The following is a 20,753-nucleotide window of genomic DNA, read 5'->3' as shown; positions in this document are numbered from 1 at the left end:
GAGGAACAACGGATGATTCATATGACAAACGTTCGCGTACGCTACCCGGACTTTGACCTTGCGATCGATGACCTTACGCTGGAGAGCGGCATGACGGTCGTGGTCGGCCGCAACGGCTCGGGAAAAACGACCTTCCTGGAGCTTCTCTCCACCGGCATTGAACCGGATTCGGGTGAAATCAGGTATGGGGGGATGACCGTGAAAGAGCATCTTCCCCTCATCAGGCGGAATATCGGTTTTGCTCCATCCGAGATGGAGCTGTACGAGGACATGACGCCGCGGGGCTTTCTGCAATATATGGCCGGCTTGAAGGGCTTGGGAGATATTAGCGAGACGGGGGAATGGTTAAAGAAGCTTCACATCGAAGACATCTCCCGTAAGCCTATCGGGAGACTGTCCCAGGGGCAGAAGCAGTCCGTTGCTGTAGCGCAGGCTTGTCTGGGCCGTCCCCTCGCGCTGCTGCTCGATGAGCCTTCAAGCCACCTGGATAGTTTAGAGCGTAAATGTTTAATGGCATTACTAACCCAATATGCGGCGGATCGGCTCGTTGTCGTCGTGACGCATGAGCTGGGGGAGTGGGATCAAAGGGCGGATCGGATTCTTTTGCTCGATTCAGGACGCGTTTGTTTTCACGGAACGCAGAAGGAGTGGACCGCAGGCTTGCCGCTGAACGTCTACTCCGGCATTATAGCTGCGGAGCAGCTGGCCGGGATTGAGGAACGAAATCTTGTCCGCTGCTCCATCCGGGAAGGAAAGGCGCATATTCGGATGATCGGGGAGCTCCCGCCGCCCGGATTTAAGCAGGAAAGACCGAGCCTTGAGGATGCGTATTTTATTCGGCGGTTGTCGCAGCCCTTCGTCAGCCACTGATTGACAGGTTTTCCGGTACCTTGAAGTTTGAAATAAGACATAGTTTGCATAATATATAATATGTAAACTATGTCTGTTCCCATCATTCCTATTTTCAATCGGAAAGGGGCTGGACCGGGTGACCCCGGCAGAAGCGGATGGATGGTCCGTTGGTTTACCGGATCGTGTCCACCGGCTCATCAATGCGCCAGCCCTTTCCTTCAACAAAGCGTAATTTTATTTCTTTAACCTCGAACGAATCTTCGATCGGCACAGAAAACCGGAAGGTCTTTACTCCGTTGCCTTCTTGAATGAATGTTGCCTGGGCGTTCTCCCATTCCATCCGGCTTCCGCCGTCAGCGTTAGGCTGAGCCAGTTTGCCTTCGATTTCCACAATGGACCCGTTCTCCGTTTGCTGTTTCCAGTAGGCCTGGGCTTGTTCAGGCGTATACAGAAGCTCGAGGTATTCGATATACTTAGTCTTTGTATCCAATTCAGTGCCCATCCACCGGTAATCATTCCCTTTGACGTCAAAGGAACCATCTTTATGATCGCCGCCTCCGCCGATCATCATTTGCCAGAAGTGATGCTGCGCATCTGCCGCTAAGCCTGCGGCATCCCGCTCGCTGATGTCGGCTTGTTTCCGCTGCAGCCGGCGATATTCCTCATTTTCAACAACTACAGTTTGATTGTCTTCGTCCCAAAATACGCGGGCTCCCAAGGCTTCCGCCAAGGCTCTTGCCGGGATCATGGTACTGCCGTCAATAATCTGTGGAGCGACCTCGGAATGAATGTCATTGCCGTTAACGACCAGCTTTACCACTTTGGGAGCGGCATACGAAATACCGGAAAATAGGACGGAACCTAAAACCATCCCGCTTACAAAAGACTTCCAACTCATTTTCATTTGTCAAGCACCGCCTCTAATATATTCATTTATTCTTCCTTATGACGCTGCACGAGCCAGATTAGTTACAACATGCGGAAATTATTTCTAAAGGAGGCGAAAGTCATACTATATTCACAAATGAAATGTGTTGACATACCTGATTCCATGTTATATTCTTTTATTGGAACAGCGTTCCATCGGAACGTCGTTCCAATAATTAAGTTGTCACGGCTTGATTTCGACGTATACCATGTAAAGAGGGGCTGATGATTAAAAACAAGCATTTATGTAAGCGTTTTATCATCAATCAGACGTGATCGCACCTGGCGGAAGGTTGGGCGAGTAGCGGCACTCGCCGATGTGTTAGGAAGGTGGTATATGGCAGGAGTAGCATGTATTGACTTTTTTGTTCGCCTGTTATATTATACAAATGGAACGTCGTTCCATTTGTTCACACGTTAATAACCTGCTTACATACCTTAGAGCCATTAATCATGAAGGGAGAGAATTGTCATTTTGGAAGGGACTGAGCATCAACAGGTCAACTCTACCGTGGAGCGCGCCTTAATCCTCTTGGAATTGGTATCCGAGAAGGGAGAAGGAGTAGCTCTTGCGGAATTAGTGAAGGAGGTCGATTTACCTAAGACTACGATCTACAGACTCTTGGAAACTTTAAAAAACCGGAATTACGTTCAATTCGATCCGGATACTGAAAAATATTCGATTGGTTTGAAGACGCTGGAGATCGGAGTATTAGGACTGCATAAAATGCAAATCGTAGAAGTCGCCTCCCGACATTTGCGCGAATTATCAGAGATTACCGGGGAAACTTCTTTTCTTGCGACCTATAACAGCGGTGAAACCGTCTACCTTTATAAAATTGAGGGTTCAAGATCTATTAGTATAAGGGCTGAGCTAGGCATGAGGAGGCCTGTTCATTGCACGGCCGTAGGCAAAGCCATCCTGTCCACTTATTCAAGAGAAGAAGTGGATCGGATTATTCAAGAAAAAGGGATGACCCGATATACACCAAATACAATTGTGGATCTTGAACAATTTCATGAGGAATTAAGAAACATACGCATAGCAGGTTATGCCATGGACCGTGAAGAAATCGAAGTGGGCTTAACCTGTTATGCGGTACCCATCTATAACTACACCGGACGGTCGGTGGGGACGATTAGTCTGGGTGGTCCTGCTTCCCGCATGATAGAAAATAAGAACGAATTAACCCGCGAGTTAATGGAAGCGGGATCAAGAATTTCCCAGAGGCTGGGATTTGTTCCAAGTATCAGATCCATATTGTAAATGCAGCGTATCGTAGCTTCATCCGTTAGACTGCCTGATGGATTCTCTGGAAATCATCTTGAAAGACTAACGGAACTGTCTTTCAATGCAAAATGCAACCGTTTACATGGAGAGGTAGATTGTACCTTGTTCTATCCATCTGAGCATGGCCGGCAGGTCATCAGGATCAGGAATTTAAATATAAGTTCTGAGGAGGCGATATTGTCATGACAGAAACGAAAACTGGATTGGGAGTCAGTTATAAACGTAAAGAGGACCCGAGATTGTTAACCGGTTATGGCCGTTTCACGGATGACATTGAAGTGAAAGGCATGCTTCACTTGGCGATCTTGAGAAGTCCCCATGCTCATGCTCATATTCGAAGCATCGATACCAGCCAAGCCCTAAAATTGCCCGGTGTCGTAGCGGTTCTGACGGGTGAAGAATCGCTGAAGTACACGGGGAAATTGGCGACGACGATCGATATCGCCAATAAAGTGCCGGAAGTGTATCCGATTGCCTACAAGAAGGTCCGCTTTGTTGGCGAGGCAGTCGCTGTAGTGGCGGCGGTTGACCGGTATATTGCGGAAGATGCGGTGGAGTTAATTCAAGTGGAATACGATCCTCTTCCCGCGGTCGTGACGATCGAAGACGCCTTGAAGCCTACTGCGCTTCTCTATGAAGAATGGGGCCATAATCTCCAACAGGATTGGAGAAGCACCATCGGCGACATTGAGGAAGCCTTCAAGAATTCGGCATACGTCTTTGAAGAGACCATCACTCACAGCCGTTATACCGGGACCCCGATCGAATCACGCGCATGTATTGCGGATTACAACCCCGGTTCCCAGAGAATGACCGTCACCTGTTCGACACAAGCTCCGCATCAGGTACGTACCTTGATCGCCCAAACGCTAAATATGCCTGAGCACAATATTCGAGTGATTGCGCCTGATGTGGGGGCGGGATATGGGACCAAATTACAGGCCGATGCCGAAATCATCGTTTGCATCATGGCGCGAATGCTGGGCAAGCCGGTGAAATGGACCGAAGACCGGGTGGAAAATTTGTTGTCCGGCATGCAATCGCGCGATTATTCTTGCACGCTGAAGATTGGTCTGGACAAGGATTATAAGATCACGGGTCTTCAAGCCAAACTGTATGCCAACATTGGGATTGACGGAACTTGCCATGGACCGGGTACGCCCGCCCTGCTGGTAGCCGGGTCGTATTTTCCGGGAGCCTATAAAATTCCTGTTTATGATTGCCAAGTTGTTGGAGTCGTGTCCAACAAAGGACCTTATGGCGCCCATCGCGGCTACGGCAAGGATATCGCGAGCTACCCTATGGAGCGCATGATGGATATTGTGGCCCAGCGTCTAAAAATTTCTCCGATCGAATTACGCAACCGCAATTTTATTACGAAGGATGAATACCCGTACCAGAATATTGCCGGCCCGATTTATGACAGCGGCGATTTCCATCAATTAATGAGTCTGGCTTTGGAGAAGGTCGGTTACGACCAATTGAAAGAACGGCAACAGGAACTGCGCAAGCAGGGCAGATATATAGGAATCGGAATTTCAGCCATGCTCGAGCCTTCTGGAGCAGCGGTTTTTAACGGGATCTTCAACGGTTTCCAGGCGGCTACGGTCCGTATGACGCCGGAGGGAGGTTTTCAAATCCTGACGAGTCATCAAAATATTGGACAGGGTGTTGAAACCACACTGCCGCAAGTCGTAGCGGACATCATGAATGTAGACATTTATGATATTACGTTCTTGTACGGAGATACCGATGTCACTCCTTACGGATTGGGACCGTTCTCATCCCGCGGAGCAACGTTCACCGTATCGGCCGTACATGAAGCAGCCAAGCTGCTCCGGGATAAATTAATCAAAATTGCCGGCCATCTGCTCGGTATCGATCCGGCCGAGCTTGAAATGTACAACGGTTCTATTAGAAAAAGAGGAAGCAGCTCGCCGGAGGAATCCATCAGCCTCAAAGAGCTTGGAAATAAAATTCATCTGTGGCCGGGGCCATACGGGACGATTCCCGAAGGTTTGGACGTGAATTTGGAATGCACGTACACATGGACGAGTCCAGTGGTCAAATGGGAACCGGACGAGTACGGCCGGGTCAATCTGTATACGACCCATCCGACCGGAGTGTTCATTGCGGTCGTTGAAGTGGATATTCAGACGGGGCAAATTCAAATCGAAAAATTTGTAGTTTCCCACGACTGCGGAACCATTATCAACCCCATGATCATCGACGGACAAATTGCCGGCGGGATCGCTCACGGAATCGGGGGCGCCTTAATGGAGGATTTGGAATATGATGCAAACGGTTCATTACTCAATCTTGATTTCCAAACCTATTTGTGTCCGACAGCCATGGAAGTGCCGGATATCAAATCCCATCATATTCAATGTCCTTCTCCATTTACTCCGCTAGGCACGAAGGGGATGGGGGAAGGCGGGGCCATCCCGTCGCCTGCCGCCGTCGCCAATGCGGTGGAGGACGCGCTGGAACCATTCGGGGTAAGAGTGAAAGATTTGCCGCTTTCGCCTGAGAAAATTGTGCAATGGATTAAACAAAGTGAGAGATACGCTTATGTCAACTCCTGATTGGAAAATATACCCTTTGCTTGTCGGAGAAGCCGATGTGCCTCAAGTTCTGGACGCGTTCTGGTCGCTGTCCCGCGAAAAATCGCTTATAAGCGTTCCGATTGCGGCATGGCTGTTAGTACCGCTGCACGGAGGAGAACCCATTCTGGTCGATACCGGGTTTCGGGACGCGGAACGTTGTGTGCAATTACAAGGTCTGGGGCCGCATCGATCCAAGCCTGAATGGACGCTGCAGGCGCAGCTATCCAAGTACGGCTTCGGTTTGGAGGATATCCAAACGGTCATTCTCACACACCTCCACTACGATCACGCGGGGGGATGCGGGCTGCTGCCCCGCGCCAAATTCATTATTCAGCGGACGGAATTGCAGGCGGCGGCAGCGCCCCTGGTTTCTCCCGAGCTCGAATTCGGCGGCGGCGCCCTCTTCTACGATCGTAAAGACATTGCAGAATTAATTGATCCGTTATGGTCCAGAGTCCGCTTGATCGAGGGGGATGAAGAAATTGCTCCGGGCGTCAAATGCGTATTATTCGCCAATACGCACACCCCTGGAAGTCAAGCCGTCTACGTCCAAACTTCTACGGGTAACGCCGTTATTTTGGGGGATATCGCCCGAAAAGTGGAGCAAAACGTCAACAAGGCGATTCCGCCGGGCCTGTATTACGATTTGGAAGCCACATACCGGGCGATGAAGAAGATCAAGAGGGATGCTGATTTTATTCTTCCTTCCCATGACTACGAAGAGTTTTTGAAGTATGCGGAAGGAGTCCCTGTTGGAGACAAGCATTAAGAAGAAACGGCGAAGCCGGCTTTAGCCAATTTCTAGAATTCTTATCCGGGAAGGACAGGTGAACCAAGATGAAACCCGCTCCATTCGAATACGTGGTAGCGAACAGTGTAAGCGACGCCATTCATGCCTTGCAAAAATACGGAGCAGATTCCTGCATTATTGCCGGAGGTCAGAGTCTTCTTCAAGAAATGAATATGCGTCAAGCCAAACCCTCATATATTGTAGATATTAATGGAATTACCGATTTGGACTATGTTCGGCTAACCTCCGATAGTTTGGCCATCGGAGCGCTGACTCGCCATCGCACGATTGAACGTTCCGAGCTTGTGGCATCACATTGCCCTATTTTACGGAAAGCCGTTGAGCATATCGCCCATTTTCAGATTCGCAGTCGCGGGACGATCGGCGGGAGCCTTGTGCAAAACGCCCCGGGTGCCGAATACGGAGTCGTTGCCCGTTTGCTCGACGCTCAGATGGTCATCGCAGGACCGCAAGGCGAACGCATCGTCCCGGCATCCGGCTTTTTTCAAAGCCATTTCACCACCGTTGTCAAGCCGGATGAAGTGTTGACCGAAATCCGTTTCCCGCTTCTTTCGAGCCATACCGGCTATTCCTTCCTGGAAGTGACCCGGCGTCACGGCCATATCCCGATCGTGTCCGCAGCCGCCACGCTTGAACTGGACGAGAAGGAAACCGTTACCGATGTGCGGGTAGCTCTGGGGAATGTGAGCGGCGAAGGCGTGCCTTACCGTGTCCGGGCTGTGGAGAAATTACGCGGCTTAACGTTCAATCTTGAACGGGTTGAACAACTCCAGAAAGACATCGAAGCTGAAGTCAATCCGGATCTGGAAGCGGATAAAAAGGCGGCGTTTATCAAGCAGCTTTCCGGTATTCAAGGTCGGAGAGTATCGGAACTCGCCAGTGCCGAATACCGGAAAGAAGCGGCGGCCATTTTAAGCGTCAGAGCATTAAAGATCGCTTACGAACAATTGAAGGGAGCGAAGTAAATGGTTGAGGCGGTTACTACACAAAAAATCGCTGTGACGGTCAATGGAGTCAAATACGAGCGGGAAGTCAATGTCCGCACTTTGCTGTCCGATTTTATTCGTCAGGAATTGGGGCTGACAGGCACCCATGTAGGATGCGAACAAGGGGTTTGCGGCGCTTGCACGATATTGCTGGATGGCGAGGCCGTCCGGTCTTGCTTGACTTTGGCCGTACAGGCAAACGGTCGATCGGTGACTACGATTGAAGGGTTGGGCTCGCCCGAACAGCTTCATCCTATTCAGGAGGCCTTCCGGGAGAAGCACGGGTTACAGTGCGGGTTCTGTACGCCCGGATTTGTAATCACCGTCTCCGCCTATCTTGCCGAGAATCCTAACCCTTCAGAACACGAGATTCGTGAAGCGATATCCGGAAATATATGCCGCTGCACCGGGTACCAGAACATCGTCGATTCCGTCATCGAAGCTGCGCAAAAAATGAAAACGGTCGAACCGGCAACCTAAACTGTATACCGGAAAGGTGGGGGCCTCCTTGGAGGCCTCTCTTTTCAAAACTATGAATGGAGACAAGGGTGATTCTACATATGGCATACACCAAGGTATGGGATCGTTTAAGCCGGCCGCTGCGTGACTTGAGAATTTCCGTTACCGACAAGTGCAATTTCCGTTGCCGCTACTGTATGCCTGAAGAGCTTTTTGGAACCGATTATAAGTTCCTTGACCGGAATCAACTTCTTAGTTTTCAGGAAATCATCCGATTGGTCCATCTATTTGCTGATCTAGGAGTAGAGAAAATTCGGATTACCGGCGGTGAACCGTTACTTAGACCGAATTTGCCTCAATTAATCCAGCACATGAACCAAGTTCAATCGATTCGGGACATCTCTCTGACGACTAACGGTTCGCTTCTGGCCAAATACGCAGGGGAGCTCAAAGAAGCTGGATTAAAAAGAATTACCGTAAGTCTCGATAGTCTCGATGACGAACGGTTTGGCCAAATGAACGGCAAAGGCTTTCGAGTAGGGCCTGTACTGCAAGGGATTGACGAAGCTGCGCGCGCGGGCCTTCAAATCAAAATTAACATGGTTGTACAAAATGGTATCAACGAGCAGGATATTTTGCCTATGGCCCGTTATTTCCGTGAAAAAGGACATATTGTACGATTTATCGAGTTTATGGATGTAGGAAACAGTAACGGCTGGAGATTGAATCACGTCGTGCCGAGTAAAAAAATAGTAGAGCTGATTCACCGTGAAATGCCGCTTGAACCTCTGGAGCCGAATTACGTTGGCGAAGTGGCGAGCAGGTATCGATACCTTGGATCGAACCAGGAGATTGGTTTTATTTCATCGGTTACGCAGGCATTTTGCTCGACATGTACAAGGGCAAGACTTTCCGCCGAAGGGTCTTTGTATACGTGCTTGTTCGGTGCTCACGGTACGGATCTTCGTACGCTGCTGAGGGAAGGGGTAGATGATGACGGGATCAAAGAGCATATTATGACGGTATGGAAACATAGAGAAGACCGGTATTCAGAAATGCGCCTGAGCAACACGCTGGAGTTGAACAAGAAAAAAGTTGAAATGTTTCACATAGGCGGTTAGGTTACCGTACGATTCCGGATTTCAAGTAAACATTGAATCCAGGCGGGAAGCAGCGGGGAGGGCACCGTATTGTCACAAATCGAAGAGTTCAAAAAGGTGTTTAAGCAGATCAGGCAGTCATGGGAACGCGGGGATCAGGCGGCGATGCTTATGATCATTACGGTTATCGGTTCCGCATATCGTAGGCCTGGAGCGAAAATGATGATGTCCATGGATGGCACCATGTGTGGGACTTTAAGCGGTGGATGCCTGGAAGGGGATCTGCTCAGTTGGGCCGAGAAAGCGATTCAGGACCAAGTTCCGCTAACGGTCAAGTATGACTTAACGGAAAATGAGCTGTGGGGTTTAGGCATTGGCTGCAAAGGGGCTCAAGAAATCTTGATCGTCCCGGTCGATCCTGCAGATTCGTTCTGGTCGCAGATTGATTATTGGATCCATCAAGAGGCACGAATTACGTACATCCTGGAGTGTACCGGGGAAACACGGGCTGCCTTTGTGGGTGAAGACACGGAATTTGGGGATACAGCCTCGCTCCCGACTGCTGTACGCAAGCAAGCTATTCTGCATGCCGGAAGCAGAACTCGGGCTGAGGTGATGCATGTGGAAGGACGCCGTTTTGTTATTGATACGGTTCGTCCTAGCGAACGTCTGATCGTAACCGGCGCCGGACACGATGCCGTACCTGTAGTCGATCTAGCAAGTAAAGCCGGATTTGCCGTAACCGTATTGGACCCGCGAGAAAGCTTTAACAATATCAATCGCTTTCCCTCCGCGCAGCATGTCGTTATGGAACCTGATGCTGCCGATCCGTCCATGTTTCCGGATGGCTGGTGGGTCATTATGAATCATCATTTAAACCGAGACGAAGCATCCTTACGGCTTGCTTTACATAGTCGCCCGAAGTTCGTTGGCGTTCTGGGGCCTTTATCGCGAACGGAGCAAATGCTTGCCAATATAGGGTTGCCTATGTCAGAGGCTCCGATCTATTCCCCGGTCGGCTTGGACTTGGGCGCCGAAACCATTGATGAAGTGGCCGTTAGTATTGTGTCACAGCTCATGAGTCTCCGAAACAATCGCAATGCCGCACCGCTGCATGGAAGGGCAAAAATCCATGCTTAACCTGGGTGCCGTTATTCTTGCCGCCGGAATGTCCAGACGAATGGGTCAGCCGAAGCTGCTGCTGTCTTTAAGCGGCAAACCTTTATTTCGTTATACGGTAGAAAAAGCGATTCGCGCTGGATTGGAGCCCATTGTACTCATTAGCGGCGAACATACGAGCTCATTTCAACAATCCATTCATGATTTAAGAAATGTAGAAATCTATTCGAACGAACTCTATTCCCAAGGCATGTCGACTTCGTTGCGAATGGGAATTGAAGTTGTATCCGATCGGACTCAGGCGGCGATGATTTTTTTGGCGGATCAACCGCTGGTCCCGGATATCGTGGTGAAAGAGCTGCTTGAAACTTACAAGCGACATCGAAGCGAAGGGGTTCGTATAGTTAGGCCTCAATACAAGGGCATAGACGGACACCCGATTGTATTTGATGCCGAGCTATATCCGCAATTTCAACATTTGCAAGGCGATGAAGGGGGGAGATCCATCATAAAGTCCCATTCAAAATCGTTAAAAACGGTTCACTTTGAACAATCCGTCTGGGGATTTGATATCGATACTCAGGAAGATCTGAATCAAATATACAGTATGAACCCGGATTTAACCTGAGCACCGTTCAAGGAGGTTTTTCCAATTGAGCACGAATGCTTTTGTAAGAGAAATTAAAGTTGAAGATGCAATTGGAATGGTGCTTGCTCATGATCTCACCCAAATTATACCGGGAAAATTCAAGGGGCGTTTATTTAAGAAAGGTCACGTCATCAGGGAGACCGACATTCCCCATTTATTGAATATTGGAAAAGGCCACATATATACATTAGATATACCTGAAGAGTACGCGCATGAGGATGAGGCAGCCCAGCAGATGGCAGATGCGATAGCGGGGGAAAACGTCTATGCCGTGGGACCTTCAGAAGGGAAAATGACGTTTAAGAGCGAGATACAAGGTCTTATTAAGATCAACCCAAAAGCTGTTCATGAAATTAATGAACTGCAGGGCATAGCTCTTTCGACTTTGTTCACGAATCGACCCGTTGAGCAGAATCAGCACCTCGGCGGGATTCGACCCATTCCTCTTATGATCGAGAAGCGTATAGTCAGAGAAGTAGAGTCGATTTGTCGAAAATACGCCTATGTTGCAAAAGTGATTCCTTTCCGTTCGTTAAAGGTTGGCGTAGTCACTACGGGCAGCGAAGTTTATGAAGGACGAATTGAAGACAAATTTGGGCCCGTGGTCAAACAGAAAGTTGAACACTTCGGTTCGGAAATCGTGGAACAATGCTTTGCCCCCGATCAATCTGAGGAAATAGAGAAAAAAATAACCTATTTTCTTAATCAAGGCGTTGATCTGATCTTAGTAACAGGGGGAATGTCCGTCGACCCCGACGACAGGACCCCGTTGGCCATTAAAAATATAGGGGCGGATATTGTCCGTTATGGAACCCCTATGCTGCCAGGCTCGATGCTGCTTGTTTCCTACTACGATCAAATTCCTATACTAGGATTGCCTGGCTGTGTGATGCATGATCCCTATACATCATTCGACGTTTTTCTACCCCGAATCCTGGCTGGAGATAAAATTACAATCCAGGATATGACCACACTTGGCTATGGCGGGTTTCATGCCTGTTAACGATTCCATTCGTTGTCGGGTACATCTATTATGCTGCGGAAACGCAAGAGCCGTTAAGGAGTGAATTTCAAGTGAGCGAATCGGTATCGTGCCCGGATCACGTTGATGTCTTGGTGATCGGCGCCGGCCCCGGCGGTTACGTTGCAGCCATCAGGGCCTCGCAATTAGGAAAAAGCGTCGCTGTCGTAGACGAGAACGAGCCCGGCGGGGTTTGTCTGCACAGCGGCTGCATTCCTTCAAAGGCGCTAATTTCAGCAGCAAAAACGTATGAGTTATTTGTGAATTCAAAGCATAACAAGATGGGGATCGCAGCCCAGTCCGTTTCCATCGATTATGCTCAAGTCCAGCAATGGAAGCATGGAATCATTCAGAAGCTGAAAAACGGCGTCGAAGGTTTATTAAGCGGCAACCAAGTTACCTATGTGAAAGGCCGGGCGCAATTCAAGAGCGGGAATGAAGTTCGGATCGATGACGGCAACCGCTCGAAAATTGTCAAGTTTGAACACTGCATTGTTGCCGCAGGGTCCCGACCGGTGGAGCTTCAGGGATTTGCGTTCGGTAATCGGATTGTTTCTTCGAAGGAAATCCTTCAGCTGAAAGAGATTCCTCAAAGCTTGGCGATCATCGGCGCCGGATATATTGGCGTTGAATTGGGCCAAACGTTTGCAAAGTTTGGTACGAAAGTGACATTGCTGGAATATGCTCCGCATATTTTGCCTACTTTTGAGTCCGAACTTGCTTCTATCGTCGAGAAGAAAATGAAGAAGAACGGGATGCAAATCATTACCGGCGCAAGCGCCAAGGCGGCGTATGAGGCGGAAGGCGGCGTGACACTTACTTATACGCATTCGGGAGAAGAGAAGAAGATGGATGCGGACTACCTCTTTGTGGCCGTTGGCAGAAAGCCGAATACCGATCCATTGAGCCTGGAAGCCGCGGATGTGCAGGTTGATCAGAAAGGCTTCATTGACGTGGACCGCCAAGGCAGGACGTCCAATCCACGCATATTCGCAATCGGAGATGTGGTGAAGGGACCTGCACTTGCGCACAAAGCTTCATATGAGGGCAAAGTGGCGGCGGAGGCTATTGCCGGTCATCCAAGTGCAGTTGATTACAAGGCTATCCCTTCCGTCATTTTTTCCGATCCGGAAATCGCAACAATCGGTCTGTCGGAGAAGGAAGCCGTCGAGCAAAATTACAAAGTGAAGACAGGCAAGTTTTCCTACGCTGCCAACGGCAGAGCGCTTTCTTTGCATGCAGGGGAGGGCTTCGTGAAAGTTATCGCAGAAGCAAACACGGGTTTTATCATTGGAGCGCAAATTGTAGGAATCGAGGCTGCCAATCTGATTGCAGAAATCGGCTTGGCTATTGAAATGGGCAGTACTCTGGAGGATATAGCTGCAACCATTCATGCTCATCCGTCGTTGGGTGAAATCGTGATGGAAGCCTCAGAAGCAGGTATGGGCAAGGGCGTGCATTCCTTGTGACGAAGCGGAAGACGTTCGCGGTACATAGCAAATCAGATAATGTAAAAGGCGAGGTGCATCAGATGGAAAATCGTTTGAAACAATTTTATCGGACAATGCTGCTGATTCGTCGCTTTGAAGAACAAGCGATCGAATTGTACAAGGAAGGTTTGGTTGGCGGGTCGTACCATCCCTACATCGGACAAGAGGCGGTTGCGGTCGGGGTATGCAGTGCTCTGAGACAAGACGACTACCTGACCAACACCTATCGGGGACGCGGCCAGCACATAGCCAAAGGCTCCGATCCCAAGCTGCTCTTGGCCGAAGTACTTGGAAGAGCAACGGGATATTGCAAAGGAAAGGGCGGTCCGATGCACATTACCGATGTGCAGAACGGTATCCTGGGCGCCAACGGTATTGTTGGAGGCGGTGCCCCTATTGGTGTCGGAGCCGCATTAACGGCCAAGATGACGGGAACCGATCGCGTAAGCGTTACTTTTTTCGGAGACGGCGCCATCAATCAAGGCGTTGTCTACGAGGCGATGAACCTGGCTGCCATCTGGGATCTTCCTGTCGTGTTTGTTTGTGAGAATAACCTGTATTCCGAAATGACGCCGATTCAATTTTCGTTGAAGAACAAGGATCTGATCGATCGCGCGGAAGGGGTTCGCATCCCTGGAATTATAGTTGACGGCAATGATGTTGAAGCTGTTTTCAACGTCACAACCGAGGCTGTAGAACGTGCGCGCAGGGGAGAAGGACCTACATTTATTGAAGCCAAAACTTACAGACTTAACGGGCATATGTACGGCGATTCGGAAACTTACCGTTCCAAGGAAGAGGTGGCGGCTTGGTGGGAGAAGGAGCCTATCAAGCGCCTTGGCGCAAAATTGGTGGCTAGCGGAGAAGCCAGTGCGGACGAATTGGAGGCTATCAATCATGAGGTCTTGCAAGAAATAGCGAGGGCAGCCGAATTTGCACGGCAAAGTCCGGAACCCGGGTTCGAGGAAATCTTCACCGACGTAATCTAGAAACGGCAGAGAGGATGTTACAACACAATGACCAGAGAATTAACGATGGTGCAGGCGTTAAATGAAGCCTTGCGTGAAGAAATGGCAAGAGATCAGCGGGTTTTTATCATGGGAGAGGACATTGGCGACTACGGCGGAGTGTTCAAGGTAACTTGGGGATTATTGGACCAATTCGGAAGGGAGCGGGTCCGGGATACGCCAATCTCTGAAGCCGGTTTTATCGGGGCCGGTCTGGGCGCTGCAATGACCGGATTGATCCCGGTTATCGAGATCATGTGGGTCGATTTCACGGCCGTTGCGATGGACCAGATCATTAACCAGGTCGCCAAAATGAAGTACATGTCCGGCGGACAAACAAACGTTCCACTGGTTATTCGAACGCAAGGCGGGGGCGGTCGCGGTAACGGTGCTCAACATTCTCAATCGTTGGAAACGTTCTTTGCTCACATCCCCGGATTGAAAGTCGTTCTCCCTTCCACCCCTTACGATGCGAAAGGATTGCTGAAATCGGCTATTCGCGAGAATAGCCCGGTTGTCTTTATCGAGAATAAAATGCAGTACACGAAAAAGGGCCATGTGCCGGAAGAAGAGTATTTGATTCCGCTCGGCCAAGCAGATGTAAAGCGGGAGGGAAAGGATGTAACCTTGATCAGTATTTCTCAAATGGTCGACTTCTCCTTGCGCGCAGCGGAACAGCTGGCCAAGGAAGATGTTTCCGTCGAAGTGATCGATTTACGGACGCTGAGTCCATTGGATATGGACACTGTACTGGCCTCCGTAAAGAAAACGATGCATGCCGTTATCGTGCATGAATCGACTCGTTCCTTCGGTTGGGGCGCTGAGCTTGCAGCCCGAATACAAGAAGAAGCCTTCGACTATTTGGATGCGCCGGTCGGACGCGTAGCTACCGAAGATGTGCCGATTCCATTTAACAGAACGTTAGAGAAAGAAACGCTTCCGCAGGTCTCGGACATTGTCTCTGCCGTTAAATCACAACTTTACCGCAATCAGCCTGTAAACTAACCGGGCGCTTTGAAGCGGAAGCAGAAGGTTCGTACATTAGGAATCGGAGGAGATTTAACATGCCCTATATTGAACTGAAATTGGTGGAAGGCCGGGATTTGGAAACGAAAAGAAAGCTGGTTGCCGGAATCACGAAGGCTTGCTGCGAAGCATTATCTGTTACGCCGGATTATGTGCGCGTGGAATTGATCGAGCTTAAGGCTGACTTGTTCAGCATAGCCGGGGAATTAGTTTACGATACAAGGAGAAAAAACGAAAGCGGAGGTAACGATCAATGAATGTTGTTCGGTTGCCGAAAATGGGGCTGACGATGGAAGAGGGCATCGTTCAACGTTTTTTAGTAAAACCGGGACAGCTTTACAGCAAAGGCGACGTTGTAGCAGAAATCGAAACGGATAAAGCGGTCCTGGAAGTTGAGATGCCGCAGGACGGTGTCATCGAGGAGCTGCTCGTTCTCGAAGGGGACACGGTTGAAGTCGGGGCCCCGCTTCTAAGGCTGAAAAGCGAACAGAAGACCCCGGAAGCGAGCGTCCGCGAAGCGGCTTCTCCTACGGAACGGCCGCAGCCGAACACGGAATGCGCGAAGGATGCAGTCGCAGCTGCTTCGCCGGATGCGGAGCTGCCTCTTAACCGGGACCGCAGGATCATCGCGATTTCCCCATCTGCCCGCAGAAGAGCCAGAGAGCTCGGAATCGACTACACCACGCTTCAAGGAACGGGGCCGAACGGAAGGATTCTGTATGCGGACGTAGAGGAGGCCGCACAACAGATACCGCTCGCACCCAAGGAAAGCAGGGAAGCATCAAGGAACAACGCGGGGGCGACGTCTGCCAGGAACACCGGAGTACATCAAGGGAAGTCGAAAATTGTTGAGTTATCCAGAATGAGACGAATCATCGCCAGGCGCATGGTGGAGAGCGTCACTACGATTCCTCAATTCTATGTGAAACGAAAAGTCGATCTTACCCAGCTGCTGGCCGTGAAAAATACAATACAGCCGCACATTTACCGCTCGAGAAACATAAAAATTTCGGTTAACGATTTTTTAATTCGTGCTGTTGCGGAGACTTTACGTGAATTTCCGCAGTTGAATGCGTCGTTCGTAGGGACGCCCGACCAAGCGGATAGCCATATTGTGGAGTACGAGGAGATCCATATCGGCCTGGCTGTCGCCGCGCCGAATGGGCTCGTCGTGCCGGTCATCCATCATGCCGACGAGCTTTCGGTTATGGAAATCTCCGGAGTGCGTGAACGGCTTGTTTCCGCTGCCCGAGCCGGAACGCTTAAAGGGGATGACATGCAGCGAGGCACATTCACGATTTCCAATTTGGGGGCCATGGACGTTGAAGAGTTCAGCGCAATCGTCAATCCGCCGGAAGCCGGCATACTTGCAGTCGGAACGACTGTAGAAGAGATCGTCGTCATCAATGGTCAGTTCGAGATTCGCCCCATGTTGACCCTAGTCGGCTCTTTCGACCATCGCGTCATTGACGGTTTGGCAGCTGCAGCGTTTATGAAGAAACTAGTCGAGAAGCTGCAATCGGATGATTGGCAATTGCTATAACTGCATCGGTAAGGTTGCAACTGAATATGGAATAAAGGGGCAGTCCTTCCTGAACATCGGAAGGCTGCCCCTTCGTTTATCAGGTCAACCGAAGTTTATCGATCAGCTAATTATCCGGATTTCAACTCACCCTAACGAATTAACGTTGACTGTGTAAATGAAGCGATGATATAATTCAGAACATACAGACTATTCTCACAACTAACGATTGATTTTTCATTTTGAAAGGAGAGGAGAAATGTCTCAAACCGTTAGTGAAACACTGGCTTCGTTCGTCCATCGTCTGCGTTTTGAGGAAATCCCGGTTGAAGTTGTGCAAAAAGCCAAAACCTGCCTCATCCACGGAATTGGTGTTGGTCTCGCTGGTTACGACACGGATTTCCCGCGAATTGCTGCGGAAATCGCCGGCGTGACCGGCAGAGGCGCACATGAAGCGACTTTATTGTACAACGGCTCCAAATGTACGGTTATGGAAGCCGCTTTTGCAAACGCTGTCATGCTTCACAGCCGCGTTCAGGAGGACACGCATAATACGGCACACTTGGGTACAATCGTCATTCCGGTTGTATTGGCGTTGGGAGAATCAAGGGGGGCCAGCGGAAAAGAAATCCTGACAGCGCTAATAGCGGGCTATGAAGTTGGAGGTGCCCTTAGCAGGCACTACACTTCCCAATCTACACCGCGAGGATTTAGGGCGAGCTCGGTTTATGGCATCTTGGGAGCGTCTGCCGCGGCGGCAAAGCTTCTTCACTTAACGGAAGAACAGACCGCTCATGCTTTAGGCTTTGCAGCAAGCTTTGCTTTCGGAACTTTGGAAGCGTTTGCAGCCGGGACTATGGAATGGAGGTTTGAGAATGGGGTGGCAGCCAAAAACGGAATATTATGCGCTTTATTGGCTCAAAGCGGCGCTGTTGCCACCAAATTGGCTTTCGAAGGAAATGCGGGCTTTTTACATGCTTTTGCTGGAAATCATAAAGATCCGTTAAAATGTGTACAGCATTTAGGCAAAGTGTATGAAATCTTAAATGTGACCTTCAAGTTGTATCCGGTTTGTGCCTTCAATCAATCTCCTGTGATCAACGCTCTTGAGATGAAAAAGGAATTTGATATCCAGGTGGAACAGATTCAAAGCATCGTAATCGAAATGAACGATTATGAAGCCAATTATCCGGGAATGAGTTCCAAAGGTCCTTTTCAAAATATCAGTCAGACGTTGATGAGTGCCCCTTATTGCGTCTCGTCCTCTTTGATGGACGGTGAAATGACGCTAGCAAACCTCAAAAGATTCGATCATGAAACGTTAAATCAGTTAATCGACAAAACGATCATGATTCCTGAAAAAACGGTGAATCCTCTATGCAATAAAATCACGGTAGAACTCAAAAATGGCCAAAAATTGGTGAGAGAAATGAGTATTACGCAGGACTTTTATAATTTCAAGACTGAAAGAGATATTGAAATGATTCGCGATCTCAGGAAAGAGATGCAGATTTCTTCGGAACAATTGGAGCAGTTAATCCATGAACTGCTTTCTCTCGAGAACAAGCCCAATCTATCGACCCTTATGCCCAATACGACAGCAGTCAGCTAAAAAATTTATTTAATGTCATTAAAATACCGTCCGGTCGGTTATTTGATGGCAATTCTTTAACGAATAAAAATACCATCTGGTCAGTATGTTATGATCAGATTACAAAATTTGAAAGGGTGAGCGTGTGTATGGGAAGTTCGAAGCTTGACTTGATCTGCTCTGTCGACATTGGCGGAACATTTACGGATTCCGTGCTTGTTACAAGTGATGGGACGGTTGTTGAAGGAAAAGCGCTGACCACCTACCATGATAAATTCAACTCCGGTTTTTTTAACAGCATTGAATCCGCAGGCGAGAAACTTGGTTTAAGCCCGGCGGAACTTTATCGAAATATCAGCATGATTTCACATGGCTCTACTGTGGCAACCAATACGGTGGTGGAGAATAATGGCTCACGTGTAGGCTTACTGACAACCTATGGTTTCGAGGATACGATCAACATGATGCGCGGATTGGGACGTGTGACGGGAGAGCCGTCGGAAAATATATTGAAGGTGACAGAGACGGCCAAGCCAAAACCTCTGGTACCCAAGGAACTCATCATTGGGGTTACCGAGCGAATCGATTCGCAGGGCGAAGTGATTGTACCGCTAATTGAAAGTCAGGTAAGGGAAGCCGCCCGTAAGCTGTTGGATCAAAACGTGGATGCCATCGCGATTTCATTCCTTTGGTCGTTTAAAAATCCGCAACATGAACAGCGGGTCAAGGAAATTATTCACGAAATGGACGATTCCGTCTTCGTTACTTGCGGACACGAGGTGACAAAAACTTTAGGAGAATACGAACGGACGGTGGCGGCGGTCATCAATGCTTATGTCGGGCCGGTTACTTCCAAGTATTTGGAGGAAATCAGCGGGAGTCTTCAAACGAAAGGCGTCAAAGCTCCTCTGCTGATCATGCAGTGTCACGGGGGGATGATCCCGCTCGAACGAAGCAAGCAGCTGCCTGTTCAAACAATCGGTTCGGGTCCTGTCGGCGGAATCATGGGCTGCGTAAAGATCATGAAGGAGTTAGATATTCATAATCTTATCGGTACCGATATGGGCGGCACCAGCTTCGATATCGGGATTATCCGGGACGGACAGCCGCTTTCCGCCGAAAAAACGGTTTTAGAGAAGTATCAATATAACGTGCCCAATGTTGAAATCATTTCTATTGGTGCCGGTGGCGGAAGTATCGCGTGGATTGATCCCTACAGCAAGGCCATGCGGGTAGGGCCGAAAAGCGCAAAAGCAAACCCTGGTCCCGCGTGTTACCGGTTGGGAGGCACAGAACCGACGGTAACCGATGCCGACCTGCTGTTAGGGTATATTGATCCGGAAGCGGTGTTTGGATTCGGAAAGGGTCGCGGACTTAAACCAAGCGTGGAGCTGGCGGAAAAAGCCATGGGTAAAATTGCCGAACAGCTTGGCATTTCCATTATTGAGGCTGCAATGGGGACGGTGGAGATTGTCAATGCGAAAATGGCGAATCTGATTGAGAACGAGGTTATCGGAAGAGGCTTTGACCCACGGGATTTTGCAGTAGTCGCATACGGGGGAGCAGGTCCTATCCATGCTGCGGCTTATGCGCGTGATTTGGGTATCAAAATGATTATTGTTCCCGGTGAAACTTCCTCGGTTTGGTCAGCATTTGGTATATCCTCAAGCGATATCCGCTATGAACTTGAAGGAGAAGTTGGGCTTCTCTCGCCTTTTTCGCCGCAAAGTCTCGAAACGCCATTCCTTGAATTGGAAAAGAAAGGAGCGGAGATTGTCGCAACAGAAATCGGTGAAGATACGCCCATTCACTTTTCACGCTATGCGAAAATACGCTATCAATGGCAGCGGCATGAGTTGGAAATCAAGGTTCCGACGGGAAAATTGGACGAAACTATGCTGACAGAGCTGCTTACTGAATTTTCGCGTCAGTATGAGGAACGATACGGATCGGCCGCACTCCTGCCTGAAGCAAGGATTGAAATTGTTTCTGTCCGCTGCGAACCGATGGTAGAGGTGCGTAAGTTTGACAGAAAAGTGGACTTACATAGCAGCAAATCTCCAAGCGATCATGCCAGGAAGCCAAGCCGTAAAGTATACTTTAGCCGCCATCGTCCGCCTGTAGATGCCGATATTTACAATGGAAGTTTACTGACAAGCGGGAATGTGGTGGCAGGACCGGCCGTCATTGATTTGCACGGGACCTCTATCGTGGTGAACGAAAATCAAACCGTTACCAAAACGGATCATGGCGACTACATGATTCGGATCAATTCCAATTTGGAGGAGGAATAACC

18 protein-coding genes are annotated in these 20,753 nt (G+C 49.4%); 17 read left to right on the top strand and 1 reads right to left on the bottom strand.

The window, feature by feature from the left end:
* Positions 1 to 12: 12 nt before the first annotated feature.
* The gene (locus JMF85_RS17640; RefSeq protein WP_201318642.1) at positions 13 to 870 is read left to right on the top strand and encodes an ATP-binding cassette domain-containing protein; all 858 of its coding nucleotides are present in this window, start codon (positions 13 to 15) and stop codon (positions 868 to 870) included.
* A gap of 154 nt (positions 871 to 1,024) precedes the next feature.
* On the opposite strand, the gene JMF85_RS17635 is transcribed toward JMF85_RS17640, so the two are convergent.
* On the bottom strand, positions 1,025 to 1,756 hold the full coding sequence (locus tag JMF85_RS17635; RefSeq protein WP_201318641.1) for a DL-endopeptidase inhibitor IseA family protein: 732 nt from the start codon (positions 1,754 to 1,756) through the stop codon (positions 1,025 to 1,027).
* A gap of 498 nt (positions 1,757 to 2,254) precedes the next feature.
* On the opposite strand from JMF85_RS17635, the gene JMF85_RS17630 reads away from it, so the two are divergent.
* From JMF85_RS17630 to JMF85_RS17555, 16 genes are all read left to right on the top strand, one after another.
* Positions 2,255 to 3,046 carry an IclR family transcriptional regulator gene (locus tag JMF85_RS17630; protein ID WP_201318640.1) on the top strand — a complete coding sequence of 264 codons (792 nt, stop codon included), beginning with the start codon at positions 2,255 to 2,257 and terminating at the stop codon, positions 3,044 to 3,046.
* Between the two features lie 206 nt (positions 3,047 to 3,252).
* Entirely contained in the window at positions 3,253 to 5,655 is a 2,403-nt protein-coding gene (locus tag JMF85_RS17625) for a xanthine dehydrogenase family protein molybdopterin-binding subunit (RefSeq protein ID WP_201318639.1), read from the top strand.
* Positions 5,642 to 6,445 (top strand): N-acyl homoserine lactonase family protein, encoded by an 804-nt coding sequence (locus JMF85_RS17620; protein ID WP_201318638.1) that lies wholly within the window; start codon positions 5,642 to 5,644, stop codon positions 6,443 to 6,445. The genes JMF85_RS17625 and JMF85_RS17620 overlap by 14 nt, the downstream gene beginning before the upstream one ends.
* Before the next feature lie 68 nt (positions 6,446 to 6,513).
* A complete protein-coding gene (locus tag JMF85_RS17615) occupies positions 6,514 to 7,452 on the top strand; it encodes an FAD binding domain-containing protein (protein WP_201318637.1) in 939 nt (312 codons plus the stop codon).
* The gene (locus JMF85_RS17610; RefSeq protein ID WP_201318636.1) at positions 7,453 to 7,953 is read left to right on the top strand and encodes a (2Fe-2S)-binding protein; all 501 of its coding nucleotides are present in this window, start codon (positions 7,453 to 7,455) and stop codon (positions 7,951 to 7,953) included.
* A gap of 80 nt (positions 7,954 to 8,033) precedes the next feature.
* Positions 8,034 to 9,053 (top strand): GTP 3',8-cyclase MoaA, encoded by a 1,020-nt coding sequence (moaA, locus tag JMF85_RS17605; RefSeq protein WP_236595897.1) that lies wholly within the window; start codon positions 8,034 to 8,036, stop codon positions 9,051 to 9,053.
* A gap of 69 nt (positions 9,054 to 9,122) precedes the next feature.
* Positions 9,123 to 10,172 (top strand): XdhC family protein, encoded by a 1,050-nt coding sequence (locus JMF85_RS17600; RefSeq protein WP_201318634.1) that lies wholly within the window; start codon positions 9,123 to 9,125, stop codon positions 10,170 to 10,172.
* On the top strand, positions 10,165 to 10,779 hold the full coding sequence (locus tag JMF85_RS17595) for a nucleotidyltransferase family protein (RefSeq protein ID WP_201318633.1): 615 nt from the start codon (positions 10,165 to 10,167) through the stop codon (positions 10,777 to 10,779). The genes JMF85_RS17600 and JMF85_RS17595 overlap by 8 nt, the downstream gene beginning before the upstream one ends.
* A gap of 25 nt (positions 10,780 to 10,804) precedes the next feature.
* A complete protein-coding gene (locus JMF85_RS17590; protein ID WP_372812861.1) occupies positions 10,805 to 11,803 on the top strand; it encodes a molybdopterin-binding protein in 999 nt (332 codons plus the stop codon).
* A gap of 71 nt (positions 11,804 to 11,874) precedes the next feature.
* The gene (lpdA, locus tag JMF85_RS17585) at positions 11,875 to 13,290 is read left to right on the top strand and encodes a dihydrolipoyl dehydrogenase (protein WP_201318632.1); all 1,416 of its coding nucleotides are present in this window, start codon (positions 11,875 to 11,877) and stop codon (positions 13,288 to 13,290) included.
* Positions 13,287 to 14,300, top strand: coding sequence for a thiamine pyrophosphate-dependent dehydrogenase E1 component subunit alpha (locus JMF85_RS17580; RefSeq protein WP_305781548.1), 1,014 nt, complete (start codon positions 13,287 to 13,289; stop codon positions 14,298 to 14,300). Before lpdA ends, JMF85_RS17580 begins: the two co-directional genes overlap by 4 nt.
* Before the next feature lie 27 nt (positions 14,301 to 14,327).
* Entirely contained in the window at positions 14,328 to 15,323 is a 996-nt protein-coding gene (locus tag JMF85_RS17575; protein WP_127605963.1) for an alpha-ketoacid dehydrogenase subunit beta, read from the top strand.
* 59 nt (positions 15,324 to 15,382) lie between these two features.
* Positions 15,383 to 15,601: a tautomerase family protein gene (locus JMF85_RS17570; protein ID WP_054798966.1), complete on the top strand. Its 219-nt coding sequence runs from the start codon at positions 15,383 to 15,385 to the stop codon at positions 15,599 to 15,601.
* Positions 15,598 to 16,887: a dihydrolipoamide acetyltransferase family protein gene (locus JMF85_RS17565; protein ID WP_201318631.1), complete on the top strand. Its 1,290-nt coding sequence runs from the start codon at positions 15,598 to 15,600 to the stop codon at positions 16,885 to 16,887. Before JMF85_RS17570 ends, JMF85_RS17565 begins: the two co-directional genes overlap by 4 nt.
* Positions 16,888 to 17,125: 238 nt before the next feature.
* On the top strand, positions 17,126 to 18,478 hold the full coding sequence (locus JMF85_RS17560; RefSeq protein ID WP_201318630.1) for an MmgE/PrpD family protein: 1,353 nt from the start codon (positions 17,126 to 17,128) through the stop codon (positions 18,476 to 18,478).
* 128 nt (positions 18,479 to 18,606) lie between these two features.
* Positions 18,607 to 20,751 (top strand): hydantoinase/oxoprolinase family protein, encoded by a 2,145-nt coding sequence (locus tag JMF85_RS17555; RefSeq protein ID WP_127605969.1) that lies wholly within the window; start codon positions 18,607 to 18,609, stop codon positions 20,749 to 20,751.
* Positions 20,752 to 20,753: the final 2 nt, after the last annotated feature.

Source organism: Paenibacillus sp. EPM92, assembly GCF_016586185.1.
Lineage (GTDB): Bacteria > Bacillota > Bacilli > Paenibacillales > NBRC-103111 > Paenibacillus_G > Paenibacillus_G validus.
This window is presented reverse-complemented; position numbering and strand designations above follow the sequence as displayed.

Excerpts from the sequence above, each read along its gene's own strand:
- JMF85_RS17555 (WP_127605969.1), top strand. The coding sequence starts at position 18,607 with ATGGGAAGTTCGAAGCTTGACTTGATCTGCTCTGTCGACATTGGCGGA.
- JMF85_RS17595 (WP_201318633.1), top strand. The coding sequence starts at position 10,165 with ATGCTTAACCTGGGTGCCGTTATTCTTGCCGCCGGAATGTCCAGACGA.
- JMF85_RS17610 (WP_201318636.1), top strand. The coding sequence starts at position 7,453 with ATGGTTGAGGCGGTTACTACACAAAAAATCGCTGTGACGGTCAATGGA.
- JMF85_RS17620 (WP_201318638.1), top strand. The coding sequence starts at position 5,642 with ATGTCAACTCCTGATTGGAAAATATACCCTTTGCTTGTCGGAGAAGCC.
- JMF85_RS17635 (WP_201318641.1), bottom strand. The coding sequence starts at position 1,756 with ATGAAAATGAGTTGGAAGTCTTTTGTAAGCGGGATGGTTTTAGGTTCC.
- JMF85_RS17640 (WP_201318642.1), top strand. The coding sequence starts at position 13 with ATGATTCATATGACAAACGTTCGCGTACGCTACCCGGACTTTGACCTT.
- JMF85_RS17565 (WP_201318631.1), top strand. The coding sequence starts at position 15,598 with ATGAATGTTGTTCGGTTGCCGAAAATGGGGCTGACGATGGAAGAGGGC.
- moaA (WP_236595897.1), top strand. The coding sequence starts at position 8,034 with ATGGCATACACCAAGGTATGGGATCGTTTAAGCCGGCCGCTGCGTGAC.
- JMF85_RS17560 (WP_201318630.1), top strand. The coding sequence starts at position 17,126 with ATGTCTCAAACCGTTAGTGAAACACTGGCTTCGTTCGTCCATCGTCTG.
- JMF85_RS17570 (WP_054798966.1), top strand. The coding sequence starts at position 15,383 with ATGCCCTATATTGAACTGAAATTGGTGGAAGGCCGGGATTTGGAAACG.
- JMF85_RS17625 (WP_201318639.1), top strand. The coding sequence starts at position 3,253 with ATGACAGAAACGAAAACTGGATTGGGAGTCAGTTATAAACGTAAAGAG.
- JMF85_RS17575 (WP_127605963.1), top strand. The coding sequence starts at position 14,328 with ATGACCAGAGAATTAACGATGGTGCAGGCGTTAAATGAAGCCTTGCGT.
- JMF85_RS17615 (WP_201318637.1), top strand. The coding sequence starts at position 6,514 with ATGAAACCCGCTCCATTCGAATACGTGGTAGCGAACAGTGTAAGCGAC.